The following is an 11890-nucleotide window of genomic DNA, read 5'->3' as shown; positions in this document are numbered from 1 at the left end:
GGCACCGGCGCCGCCGATGTCCGTTGTATAGGGGGAGCCACCCGGGACTGTCAACACGACATTTTTAAATCCGTCACACGATCTCGGAAACGATTGATAATGCTCCGATAATGACGGATCGCCACACACGGAACCAAGACCGGCCAAGCCGCGGGCCGAGCCCAGGTGGCGGGTTTTTCGGCGAATCCCTGCTTCCGCAGGGTCAAATGAATCGTTTCGAGGCAGCGAAACGCCTCGAATTCATCCAGTTTCGCCCGGCGGCCCATCGGAAACGGCGCCGCATAGAGCCACGGCGGTCCCGCGACCGCGCAACCGCTTAGCTTCAGGGCGCGCCCACCACCACGTCGCCGCCGACGCGGGCCCAGATCCGTCTTTTGATGAAGAACAGCAGACCCGCGAAAACCGCCAGGATGATCACCACCCGGAAGCCCGTCGCCTTGCGCTCCTCCAGCTTCGGCTCCGCCACCCACATCAGGAAAGCCGCGACGTCCTGGGAATATTGCGCCACCGTCTGGGGTGACCCGTCGGTGTACTCGACCTGCCCATCCGACAGCGGCTTGGCCATCGCGATCTTGTGGCCCGGCATATAGAGGTTCCAGTTCGGATCGTCCGGGTGCGTGTAGCCGTTGAGGATCGCGTGGATGTAGGTCGGCCCCTCCGCTTCCTCCGACTGGGTGAAGGCATCGAAGATGAATTGTGGGAAGCCACGTTCCCATGAGCGCGCCTTGGCGAGCACCGACATGTCGGGCGGAAGGCCGCCCAGCGCCGCACGCGCCGCCGCGGCGTTGGGAAAGGCCCATGGGAAATAATCCGAAGGCCGTCCCGGCCGGTCGAACATCTCGCCAGTGTCATTAGGTCCGTCGTGGATCTGATAGCTCGCCGCCAGCGCCTTGACCTGGGACTCGCTGAATTCCGGGCCGCCGGGGTCGGCGAGATTGCGGAACGCCACGTATTTCATCGCGTGGCAATTCGAGCAGACCTCCTTGTAGATCTTGAAGCCGCGCTGCAGCTGCGCGGTGTCGAAATGGCCGAAGAGACCGGTAAAACTCCAGGCCACCGGCGGCGGCGTGGTGTCTTCCTCGGCTTTCTGGGTCGCGGGGGCGCCATTGGCGCCCTGCGGCGTATGCCCCTCGGCGTTGGTCTCCGCCTTGGGTGCGGCGGGGCTTTCGGCCGCCGGCGCTTCCTTGCCTGGCGTCTGACCTGCGGCCGGCGCCTGGGCGAAAGCCTGGCTCTGGAGCAAGGCAAGGCCAAGGAGTGCGCTCGCGCAGGTCGAAAGCAGCGCGGGTCGTGTCAGCGTCAGCTTGCGCATTCTCAACCTCTCGTGTTCGGCGCGGAGGTCGCTCGCGCCGACATGGCGGCAGCCGAGCCATGGCCATGGCCGAGCACGGCGTCGGCGATCGAGGCCGGCAAAGGCCGCGGCGTCTCGAACAGCCCGAGCAGCGGCACGATCACCAGGAGATGGATGAAATAGTAGGCGGTCAGCAGCTGACCCGCGATGACATAGCCGCCTTCCGGCGGCTGCGACCCGATGAAGCCGAGCAGAATTGCGTCCAGCACGAAGAACCAGAACGCGATGCGATAAAGCGGCCGGTAGTTCGCCGACTTGATCCGCGACGTGTCGAGCCAGGGAAGAAAAGCCAGCAGAACGATCGCCGAAAACATCGCGATGACGCCGCCGAGCTTGTCGGGGATCGAACGCAGGATCGCGTAGAACGGCAAATAATACCATTCGGGCACGATATGCGCCGGCGTCACCAGCGGATTGAACTCGATGTAGTTGTCGGCGTGGTTGAGATAGTTCGGGATGAAGAACACGAACCAGGCGTAGAACACCAGGAAGCAGACGAGGGAAAACCCGTCCTTCACGGTGAAATAGGGGTGGAAGGGCAGTGTGTCCTTACTGCTCTTCGGCTCGATGCCGGCGGGATTGTTGGAACCGGGAACATGCAGCGCCCAGATGTGCAGCACGACCACGCCGGCGATCATGAACGGCAGCAGGTAATGCAGCGAGAAGAAGCGGTTGAGCGTCGCGTTGTCGACGGCGAAACCGCCCCATAGCCATTGCGTCACTGCGTTGCCGACGAACGGGATGGCCGAGAACAGGCTGGTGATGACGGTGGCGCCCCACCCGCTCATCTGGCCCCAGGGCAGGACGTAGCCCATGAAGCCGGTTGCCATCATCAGGAGGTAAATGACGATACCGAGCAGCCACAGCACTTCGCGGGGAGCCTTGTAGGAGCCGTAATAGATGCCGCGGAAAATATGGATGTAGACGGCAATGAAGAACATCGACGCGCCGTTGGCGTGGACGTAACGCAGCAGCCAGCCGTAATTCACATCGCGCATGATGTGCTCGACCGAGGAGAAGGCCAGCGTCGATTCCGGGGTGTAGTGCATGGCGAGCGTCACGCCGGTCGCAATCTGCGCCACCAGCATGAAGGCGAGGATGCCGCCAAAAGTCCAAAAATAGTTCAGGTTGCGCGGGTTCGGAAACGCGATGAACGAGGAATGCACCAGGCCGAGGATCGGAAGCCGGGTTTCCAGCCATCTGGCGGCTGCACTCTTGGGGACGTAGGTCGACGGTCCGCTCATGGATCAAGGTCTTTCAAAAGGCAGGGCGCCCGAGAGCGGGCAAACCCGCGGGTATCTCAACCGATCTGGACTTTGGTATCCGAGACGTACTTGTAGGGCGGCAGCACGAGGTTTTTGGGCGCCGGCCCCTGCCGGATGCGACCCGCGGTGTCATAGACGGAGCCGTGGCACGGGCAGAACCAGCCCTCGAACGGCCCCTGATGTCCGAGCGGCACGCAGCCGAGATGGGTGCAGATGCCAACGACGATCAGCCATTCCGGCTTTTGCGCACGTGACTCGTCTGTTGCAGGGTCCTTGAGCGCGCTCATCGGTGCAGCGCGGGCGTCGGCGATCTCCTTTGCCGTGCGGTGGCGCACGAAGACCGGCTTGCCCTGCCATTTGATGGTGACGATCTGGCCTTCGGCGATGCCGCCGATGTCGACCTCCGTGGTCGCCTGGGCCAGCGTCGAGGCGTCGGGCTCCATCTGGTTGATCAGCGGCCAGACCGCGCCTCCGACAAGGACCGCCCCGACGGCGCCCGTCGCTATATAGAGGAAATCCCGGCGGTTTGGATCGTCGAGTATTATCTCAGCCACGGCAGGTCCTTTATGCAAAGGCTTGCTTACGCGTCCGTCCCGGACATCTTGAGATAACGGCAACACTCATGCCACGGCAATGCGACCCCGGGTCACTCCCGCTTTTCGAAAGAGGAAGCGCCCACGATCTTCTGCCGCCGCATACCGCAATGCAGCATCCCCTCATGCCAAGCTGACGCTTGTCGAACCTTCTTCTAAACAATTTCGTCGTATCCGCCATTGGTCGAATGGCCTTACCCGGCGAATACTGTTTTCGCGTCGAGAATCCGAATGACGTTGGCGACGGTGACTGCCGCGACACGTTTGTTGGATTCTTCGGTGAGGCCGGCGATGTGCGGCGTCAGGACGAGGTTCGGGACGTCCTTGAACGGTGCGCCCGTGTCGGCGGTCAGCGGTTCGTCGGCAAAGACGTCGAGTGCGGCGCCCCCCAAGGCCCCGGAGCGCAGGGCGGCGATCAGAGCCGCTTCGTCGACGATGCCGCCGCGGGCGGTGTTGATGAGGATCGCGCCGGATTTCATCAGGCCGAGCGCTTCGGCGTCGATGAGATTGGCCGTTCCGTCCATCAGCGGGACGTGAAGGCTGACGACGTCCGCCCTGGCGAGGACGCTGGACAACGACAGCGGCCGGACACCGGTCGCGGTCCAGACGGGATCGCCGATCGGCACATGCGGATCGGCGGCGATGACGTGCATGCCGAGCGCCTGGGCCCGTCGTGCGGTTTCCCGACCGATGTTGCCGAAGCCGACGAGGCCCAGGCACTTGCCGGCCACCTCGCCGCCGATCAGCGCCTGGCGCGGCCAGGTTCCCGCGATCAGTGCGGCGGTGCCGCCGAAGGCCCGACGCGACAGCAGCATCGTCGTGGCGATCACATATTCCGCGACCGAAACATCGTTGGCGCCCGTTGCGGGGCAGACGGTAATGCCGCGGGCCTTGCACGCCTCAAGGTCGATGTTGTCGAGGCCGACGCCATGACGTCCGATCACCTGGAGGGCGCGGGCGGCATCGAGAAGCGCCCCGCGCACCTGAAGAACGTTACGCACGATCATCCCCCTGCAATCACGGACCGCCACGCGAAGCCGATCCGGCGCGTCGACCAGCGTGGGATCGTAGAGAACCGAATATCGGCCTTCGAACGCAACGAGCGCCGTTTCGTCGATGAATTCGGAAATGACGATGTCGGCCAACGTACGCTCCATGAAATGCGCCGATCAGGCGGATGAAACCCGGACAGCAGTCGCGCTGATATAGGGGTCTAACGCCACCGGCAATCCACGGAGCGGGACGTCGTTTCGCAGGAATAGACAAGCTGTGCTATAGTTCACAGAACGATGGTGACATCTTGCGCGTTTTCAAAACCAAGGCGTTCGCTCGCTTCGTGCGTCGGGAAGGATTGGCGGATACGAGCCTGATCGAAGCCGCCAATCGCGCAGGCAAAGGCTTGATCGACGCCGACCTTGGCGGCGGTCTTATCAAGCAACGCGTTGCGCGGACGGGCCAGGGACGTCGTGGCGGCTATCGTATGCTGCTCGCTTTTCGCGCCGGAGACCGGACCATATTTCTTTTCGGCTTTGCGAAGAGCGAACGCGACAACATCGACACCGAAGACTTGGCGCTCGCGCGCGATATCGCCGGATCCTGGCTGTCAGCGGATGCAAAGCAGATCGCGCGGGCTGTATCGGACGGACTTTTGATCGAGGTAAGTCATGCGGGGTGAGTCATGAATGACAAAGCGACACATTCGTCGCGGCTGAGATCCGAATTGATCGAGACCGCAAAGGATATGCACGCCAGTGGAGTCATGGACGACGAGGCCTTCGCTAAGATAACGTTGCGCCAATCGGCGACGACGGCCGAGCCGCTGGTCGCACCGCTGTCCGGCGAGGATATCCGCAGCTTGCGGGAGACCGCCAACATGAGTCAGGCGGTGTTCGCCCGCTACCTCAACTTGACGGTCGGTTATGTCTCGCAGCTCGAGCGCGGGACCAAACGGCCGAGCGGTCCGGCCCTCGTGCTCCTCAACATTATCCGCCGATCGGGCATCGGCGCCCTCCAGTGAGCGAACCGCAGTCGCAGCAACGCCCGCTCACCCTCGCCCTCTACCAGCCCGACATCCCGCAGAACTGCGGCACGATGCTGCGGATGTGCGCCTGTCTCGGCGTCGACGCGGCAATCATCGAGCCCGCAGGGTTTCCCGTCAGCGATCGGCATTTTCGCCGGGCCGGCATGGACTATCTCGACGCTCTGGCGATCGCCCGCCACGTGTCCTTCGCCGCGTTCGAGGCGTGGCGCGCCGCGCAGATCGTTGATTCCACCACATGCCGGCGGCTCGTCCTGCTTTCCACAAAGGCCGCCGTCGCCTATACGCAATTCGCCTTTCGTCCCGGCGACATTCTGCTGGTCGGGCGCGAGTCGGCCGGTGTGCCGGATGCGGTGCATGCCGCGGCGGACCATCGTGTGCTGATCCCGATCCAGCCGCCGCTGCGCTCGCTCAACGTCGCGGTCGCGGCTGCGATGGTCACGGGTGAAGCGCTGCGCCAGATCGCTCTGGCGGATGCAACAGGGAACGGAGCAACGGCATGACCGCATCCGACGTCGTCGAGGACAAGGACCAGCTCGCAGACCACAAGGCCCAGGCGCGCGCCTGGTTCGAGACACTGCAGACGAATATTCTGGCGAGCTTCGAGGCCCTCGAGGCCGAGGCGACCGGCCCTTTCACGCGGGACGATCTCGCGCCGGGCAAGGCCAGCGTCAAGCCCTGGAAGCGCGCGAACCATGACGGCGAGGATGGCGGCGGCGGCCGCATGGGCATGCTCAAGGGCCGGGTCTTCGAGAAGGCCGGTGTGCACAGTTCGACGGTTTACGGGACCTTCGCCCCCGAATTCGCCAAGCAGATCCCCGGCGCCGCGGCGGACCCGCGTTTCTGGGCCTCGGGCATCTCGGTGATCGCCCACCCCTGGAACCCCAACGTCCCGGCCGTCCACATGAACACCCGGTTCGTCTCCACCAGCAAGACGTGGTTCGGCGGCGGCGCCGATCTCACGCCCGTGCTCGACCGGCGGCGGACCCAGGATGATCCCGACACCCTGCTGTTCCACGCGGCGATGAAGGCCGCCTGCGGCGCCCATCCTGCGGTGGCCGACTACACCCGTTACAAGGCCTGGTGCGAAGAATATTTCTTCCTCAAACACCGCAACGAGCCGCGCGGCGTCGGCGGTATTTTTTACGACTATCTCGAGCCGGAGTCCTCCGGCCACGGGTTTCCACCCCTGCTCGCGTTCACCCAGGCGGTCGGCAAGGCTTTCAACACGATCTACGCGGATCTCGTCCGCCGCAATGTTGCGACGGCGTGGACACCGGCGGATCGCGAGGAGCAGCTCGTGCGGCGCGGGCGCTACGTCGAGTTCAACCTGATCTACGATCGCGGCACGATCTTTGGCCTCAAGACCGGCGGCAATGTCGACTCGATCCTGTCGTCGCTGCCGCCTGAGGTGCGGTGGCCTTAAAGCGCTTTCCGCTTTGGTGGAATCACCAAAGCGATAAGAAATCGCTCTCTTCTCAAAAAGTTAGAGCATTTTCTCGATCACAAAAGTCTGCACCTTTTGTGGAAAATGCTCTAGAAACTGGCCTCATTCGAGCGGTAAGCCATCGCACGCCTTCAAAAGAGAAGTGGCGCGTTTGCCTCCTTCTTGGTGTGTCCCGGCCGCCACATAACCGCGAGCGCATCAACACCATTTTCGCGTCACTCTGCGTCACGGCCCGCCGGCTGTGACGCCATCCCGTCGCATCGAGGCACGATGCGCGCCCCGCCGTACTCGATCAAGACGCGCCACCAAGCATCGTCTTCGCAAACGGACGTTGGCGCGTCTCCGGCAGGTCCGATCCTCCGCCTACGGAATGACGCGCGCCACCCGAAGCTTTGCGAACAGGTCATAGAAGCTCTCGTCCGTCGCCTGGTAATCCAGGAACCCGAGCTTGCGGCTCTTGCTCATGTCCGTCACGACCTCGATCGGCCGGCCGAGATCGGCATCGGTGTGCCAGGCCGAGGCAAGCTTGCCGAGATCGGTCTCGGCGAGGCCGTGCTTGCGCGCGAGTTCGGTCCAGATCGGCCCGGCATCGGCAAGCTGCCCCTCGAGAGGCGTGACCTCGGACGGGAACGGCGCGGGTTCCAGCCCGAACCAGGCCGCCAGGCGCGCCCACATCCAGCTCCAGCGAAACACGTCGCCGTTGACGATGTTGAACGCCTGATCGCGCGCCGCGGGGGTGATCGACGCCCATTCGAGCTGTCGCGCGAGAACGCGCGCATCGGTCATGTCGGTGAGACCGTTCCACTGCATCGCCGATCCCGGAAAGATGAAGGGTCGACCGGTCTCCTTGCAGAGCGTGGCATAGACGGCCAGCGTCACGCCCATGTTCATGGCGTTGCCGAGGGCATAGCCGATGATCGTGTGCGGGCGATGCACGCTCCAGCCGAAGCCGTCACGTTTCGCCGCGGCGAACACCTCGTCCTCCTGCGCATAGTAGAAATTTTCGACGGGCAGCCGCGGCTGCTCTTCGCGGAACGGCGTCGCCGGCAACACGCCTTTGCCATAGGCCTCGAAGGGTCCGAGGTAGTGCTTGAGGCCGGTCACAAGCGCCACATGCTCGACCGAACCCGCCCCTGACACCGCATCGAGCAGGTTGCGCACCATCGCGCCGTTGACCTTGATGTTTTCCGCTTCCGTCGCCTGCCGCAGCCAGTTGGTCAGAAAGACATGGGTCGGCTTCAGACCGGCAAGGGCCGCCTTCAAGGCGGCGGGATCGCGAAGATCGGCCGCCACGGGGGTCACGCCGGTGAGATCGGTCGTTGGCCGCCGGGCCAGGCCGTGGACCTGCCAGCCCTGATCGACGAGGTGGCGGGCCAGATTGTTGCCCACGATGCCGCTTGCTCCGACGATGAGCGCCGTTTTCGTCATGTCTCGATCTCCTGTTCGAGACACAGGTAGGCGCGGCGAGACGTCTGGGCTAGAAGGCACCGTTCAGGGACATAGCCACCAAAAGGTGCCCAGCGATGACGGACGCCGTCGAGACCATTCACACCGAGAATTGCGCGCCGCGCCGCGTCCTCGAGCTGTTCAGCGTCAAGTGGACGAGCATGGTGTTGCACGCGCTCCATGCCCTCCACGGCGGAACCTGCCGCACCGGCGAGTTGCAGCGCAGCCTGCCCGGCATCAGCAAGAAGATGCTCACACAGTCGCTTCGTGAGATGGAGCGCGACGGGCTGGTCACACGCCGTGTCTACGATGTGGTGCCGCCCAAGGTGGAATATTCGCTGACGCCGCTGGGCCGCATCTTCATCGAACCGATCGAGATGCTCTACGCCTGGGGCCGGACCAACGCCGCGGCGCTCGATCAGCTCGGCCAGCGGCCGCAGTCGCGTCGGCGGCAGCGCGCGATCGACCCCGACTAAAGCTTAGCCGTCGGAAAGGTCCAGAGCTTGTTGGCGCCAAACGTCCATATCATCACGACGCCCGTGGTGATGACCTGTGCCGCCAAATAAGGCATATGTCCGGTCTCGTTCAGCACGCGCATGAAAAAATAAGTGAGGACGAAGGCGACGCTGGCGACGAGGGCGAAACGCCAGGCCGCCTGGTCGTGCGGACGATCACTCACGAAGGTGTGACGCCTGTTCAAGCCGTAGGAAACGATGCCGCCGGCCGTGAATCCACAGAGGGCGGAGGGGACGGGCGCCAGGCCTCCCACCTCTACGAGCGCGACCAGCAACGCATAGTGAATCAGAGACGCAATGACCCCGACACCGATGAAAGATGAGAGCTGTCTGATCACGGCTGCCGCTTTAGCATGCGAAAGAGTGCTTGCGAAATCGTCAAAGGTTTGACACCGAAATGCCAGCAATCCGTTTCGGACGGGCTGGAACGAGCCTTTGTCGCGAATTGCATCGAGTCTTTTAGGAGAACATCACATGAAGTCCAACCTGCTTGCCTACGGCCGCGTTGCCGCCCTTCTCGCCGGAACCGCCGTCGTCGGTACCTTCGCTGCGACCCCCGCGAGCGCCGCGATCCAGGCTGGCGTCCTGACCTGCAACGTCGCCGGCGGCGTCGGCGCCATCGTCGCGTCGCAGAAGGCCGTTTCCTGCACCTTCAAGCCGTCGGTCCACGCGCCGGTCGAATTCTACACCGGTTCGTTCACCCGCGTCGGTCTCGACATCAGCGCGACCAACGCCGGCGTACTGACCTACAACGTCGTCTCCGCTGCTGACGCGCTCGCTCCCTTCTCCCTCGCCGGCAACTACGCTGGTCCGGGTGTCGGCCTGACCCTCGGCAACGGCCTCGGCGTCGACGCCCTCGTCGGCGGCAACGGCAACCAGATCCAGCTGCAGCCGATCGCCGTTTCGACGTCGACCGGCCTCGGCCTCAACGCCGGTATCGGCAACCTGCAGCTCGTCGCCGCCGGCGTCGAACAGCCGATCCGTCATCATCGTCGCCATCATCATCACTATCACGGCTAAGACCTGACGCCGGTTTCAGAACCGGCGTTTTGCTCGACGGAGACGCAGGCCAGCGGCCGCGTCTCCGTTTTTGCATGCTCTTCCCCATTGCCTCGCCCGCGCCTATTTGATTTCCGCATGGCCCGCGACAGGGCATTGCACGGGGTGTCAGCCTCGGATTCAAGCATAGGGCCCATCATGGTCGAGAATCGTCCCGTCGAAACGGCATCGGCAACGTCGACAACCCATGCGCCGATGATCATCATCGGCTCGGGTCCGGCCGGCTACACGGCGGCGGTCTACGCCGCCCGTGCGATGCTGAAGCCGATGCTCATCGCCGGCTTCGAGCCCGGCGGCCAGCTGATGATCACCACCGACGTCGAAAACTATCCGGGCTTCGCCAATCCGATCCAAGGCCCCTGGCTGATGGAGCAGATGCGCCTGCAGGCCGAGCACGTCGGCACCGTCATGGTCTCGGACCATATCGTCGACGTCGACCTTGGCCGCCATCCCTTCGTCCTTACCGGCGACAGCGAGCGTGTCTATACCTGCGACACGCTGGTGATCGCGACCGGCGCCAAGGCGAAATGGCTCGGCATTCCCTCGGAAGAAACCTTCAAAGGCTACGGCGTCTCCGCCTGCGCCACCTGCGACGGGTTCTTCTATCGCGGCAAAGAGGTCGTCGTGGTGGGCGGCGGCAATTCGGCGGTGGAAGAGGCGCTGTACCTGAGCCAGCTCGCCAGCCGGGTCACGCTGGTCCATCGCCGCGACTGCTTCAAGGCCGAGCGGATCCTCCAGGACCGTCTGTTCGCCATGCCGAACGTCGAAGTCATCTGGAATCATGCGGTCGAGGAGATCTGCGGCACGCAGGAGCCCCTCGGCGTGACCCATGTCCGGCTGAAGGACACCCGTACCGGCACGATCCGGGATCTCGCCACGCACGGCGTCTTCGTCGCCATCGGCCATCATCCGGCGACAGAGCTGTTCCACGGACAGGTGACGTTGAAGGAGAACGGCTACATCCACACCGCTGCGAATTCGACCCAGACCAACATTCCCGGCGTCTTCGCCGCGGGTGACGTAACGGACGACATCTGGCGTCAGGCCGTCACCGCGGCCGGCATGGGCTGCATGGCTGCGCTCGAAGCCGATCGCTGGTTGGCCCTGAAAATCAATACGATGGCCACCTCGGAATAGGCATCCGGGCCTATGCCGATAGGTGTGAGGTCAAACCGACCATCCAATAGGACCTTATTAGCATTGCGTTTTTTGCAGTAGTCTGTTGTGTCCGAAGGACGGAATCGAAGGCTGGGAGCACATCGTGGACTGGGACAAGCTGCGCATCTTTCACGCGGCCGCTGAAGCGGGGTCGTTCACCCATGCCGGCGACGCGCTGAAGCTCAGCCAGTCGGCGGTGAGCCGGCAGGTCAGCGCTCTGGAAAAAGATCTGCAGACGCCGCTGTTCCACCGCCATGCCCGGGGCTTGATGCTGACCGAGCAAGGCGAGCTGCTGTTCCGGACGGTCCAGGAGGTGATCGGCAAACTCGAAGCCACCCGGTCGCGTCTCACCGACAGTCGGGAGCGGCCGCACGGCGAGCTTCGCATCACCACCAACCTCGGTTTCGGGCAGGGCTGGCTGATACCGCGGCTCCGCGAATTCCTCGATCTCTATCCCGACGTCCGGGTCCGGATGCTGCTGACCGACGACGACCTCGACTTGGGCATGCGTGAAGCCGACGTGGCGCTCCGCCTGCGCGAGCCCGAGCAGCCCGATCTCATCCGCCGCCGGCTGTTCACCATCTACTATCACCTCTACGCCTCGCCGGAGTACGTTAAGGAACATGGGCAGCCGCAGACCCTCGACGACCTGTCGAAGCATCGCCTCCTGAGCCTCGGCGTGGTCGGCGCGAACTACCTCGATCACCTGAACGCGCATCTCTATCTCGGCCGCGGCGTCAAGAATGCCCGCGTCCCGTCGTTTTCGGTCAACAATATTCCGGCGCTGCATAGCGCGGTGTCGTGCGGCCTGGGCATCGCCACCTTGCCCGACTACCTCGTGGGACCCGAGAGCAACCTGATGCAGCTCATGCCGCAGACGGTGACGCCGGAGCTCGAAGTCTTCTTCGTCTATGCGGAAGAAATGAAGAACGTCGCGCGCGTCCAGGTGTTTCGCGATTTTCTCGTCGACGCCGCGAAGAAGTGGCGCCAGTAGCGCCTTTTCTCTGACGATTCGTCCTGG

Annotated in this window: 14 protein-coding genes; 8 read left to right on the top strand and 6 right to left on the bottom strand. The window is 63.7% G+C overall.

Annotation, left to right across the window (positions count from 1 at the left end; all coding sequences use genetic code 11):
- Positions 1–322: 322 nt before the first annotated feature.
- From GSQ79_RS16650 to GSQ79_RS16635, 4 genes are all read right to left on the bottom strand, one after another.
- Positions 323–1309 (bottom strand): cytochrome c1, encoded by a 987-nt coding sequence (locus GSQ79_RS16650; protein WP_158809802.1) that lies wholly within the window; start codon positions 1307–1309, stop codon positions 323–325.
- Positions 1310–1311: 2 nt separating this feature from the next.
- Positions 1312–2592, bottom strand: coding sequence for a cytochrome b/b6 (locus tag GSQ79_RS16645; RefSeq protein WP_158809801.1), 1281 nt, complete (start codon positions 2590–2592; stop codon positions 1312–1314).
- 56 nt (positions 2593–2648) lie between these two features.
- Positions 2649–3167, bottom strand: a complete 519-nt coding sequence (gene petA, locus GSQ79_RS16640; RefSeq protein WP_158809800.1) for a ubiquinol-cytochrome c reductase iron-sulfur subunit — start codon at positions 3165–3167, stop codon at positions 2649–2651.
- A gap of 233 nt (positions 3168–3400) precedes the next feature.
- Positions 3401–4351, bottom strand: a complete 951-nt coding sequence (locus GSQ79_RS16635) for a hydroxyacid dehydrogenase (RefSeq protein ID WP_174243232.1) — start codon at positions 4349–4351, stop codon at positions 3401–3403.
- Between the two features lie 155 nt (positions 4352–4506).
- On the opposite strand from GSQ79_RS16635, the gene GSQ79_RS16630 reads away from it, so the two are divergent.
- From GSQ79_RS16630 to hemF, 4 genes are read left to right on the top strand one after another with little or no spacing between them, the layout of a single operon-like run.
- Positions 4507–4881 carry a type II toxin-antitoxin system RelE/ParE family toxin gene (locus GSQ79_RS16630; RefSeq protein WP_158809798.1) on the top strand — a complete coding sequence of 125 codons (375 nt, stop codon included), beginning with the start codon at positions 4507–4509 and terminating at the stop codon, positions 4879–4881.
- Positions 4882–4926: 45 nt separating this feature from the next.
- Complete coding sequence (locus tag GSQ79_RS16625) at positions 4927–5223, top strand: DNA-binding transcriptional regulator (protein ID WP_246725389.1); 297 nt, start codon at positions 4927–4929, stop codon at positions 5221–5223.
- Positions 5220–5747, top strand: coding sequence for a tRNA (cytidine(34)-2'-O)-methyltransferase (locus GSQ79_RS16620; RefSeq protein ID WP_158809796.1), 528 nt, complete (start codon positions 5220–5222; stop codon positions 5745–5747). The genes GSQ79_RS16625 and GSQ79_RS16620 overlap by 4 nt, the downstream gene beginning before the upstream one ends.
- Positions 5744–6670: an oxygen-dependent coproporphyrinogen oxidase gene (gene hemF, locus GSQ79_RS16615; protein ID WP_158809795.1), complete on the top strand. Its 927-nt coding sequence runs from the start codon at positions 5744–5746 to the stop codon at positions 6668–6670. The genes GSQ79_RS16620 and hemF overlap by 4 nt, the downstream gene beginning before the upstream one ends.
- A 384-nt stretch (positions 6671–7054) precedes the next feature.
- On the opposite strand, the gene GSQ79_RS16610 is transcribed toward hemF, so the two are convergent.
- Positions 7055–8119: an SDR family oxidoreductase gene (locus GSQ79_RS16610; protein ID WP_158809794.1), complete on the bottom strand. Its 1065-nt coding sequence runs from the start codon at positions 8117–8119 to the stop codon at positions 7055–7057.
- 95 nt (positions 8120–8214) lie between these two features.
- On the opposite strand from GSQ79_RS16610, the gene GSQ79_RS16605 reads away from it, so the two are divergent.
- Positions 8215–8613, top strand: coding sequence for a helix-turn-helix domain-containing protein (locus GSQ79_RS16605; protein WP_158809793.1), 399 nt, complete (start codon positions 8215–8217; stop codon positions 8611–8613).
- On the opposite strand, the gene GSQ79_RS16600 is transcribed toward GSQ79_RS16605, so the two are convergent.
- Entirely contained in the window at positions 8610–8990 is a 381-nt protein-coding gene (locus GSQ79_RS16600; protein WP_158809792.1) for a GtrA family protein, read from the bottom strand. The genes GSQ79_RS16605 and GSQ79_RS16600 overlap by 4 nt on opposite strands.
- Before the next feature lie 136 nt (positions 8991–9126).
- Between GSQ79_RS16600 and GSQ79_RS16595 the strand changes: the two genes are divergently transcribed.
- The 3 genes from GSQ79_RS16595 to GSQ79_RS16585 all read left to right on the top strand — a co-directional run bounded on the left by GSQ79_RS16595 (position 9127) and on the right by GSQ79_RS16585 (position 11863).
- The gene (locus GSQ79_RS16595) at positions 9127–9672 is read left to right on the top strand and encodes a DUF992 domain-containing protein (RefSeq protein ID WP_158809791.1); all 546 of its coding nucleotides are present in this window, start codon (positions 9127–9129) and stop codon (positions 9670–9672) included.
- Between the two features lie 177 nt (positions 9673–9849).
- On the top strand, positions 9850–10848 hold the full coding sequence (trxB, locus tag GSQ79_RS16590; protein ID WP_158809790.1) for a thioredoxin-disulfide reductase: 999 nt from the start codon (positions 9850–9852) through the stop codon (positions 10846–10848).
- Positions 10849–10972: 124 nt separating this feature from the next.
- On the top strand, positions 10973–11863 hold the full coding sequence (locus tag GSQ79_RS16585) for a LysR family transcriptional regulator (protein WP_158809789.1): 891 nt from the start codon (positions 10973–10975) through the stop codon (positions 11861–11863).
- The last annotated feature ends 27 nt before the right edge of the window (positions 11864–11890 follow it).

The sequence above is a fragment of the Beijerinckia sp. L45 genome (assembly GCF_009765775.1).
In the GTDB taxonomy this organism is placed as follows: domain Bacteria; phylum Pseudomonadota; class Alphaproteobacteria; order Rhizobiales; family Beijerinckiaceae; genus RH-AL1.
The sequence above is the reverse complement of the archived record's forward strand: the minus strand, read 5'-3'. Positions and strand labels throughout refer to the sequence as shown.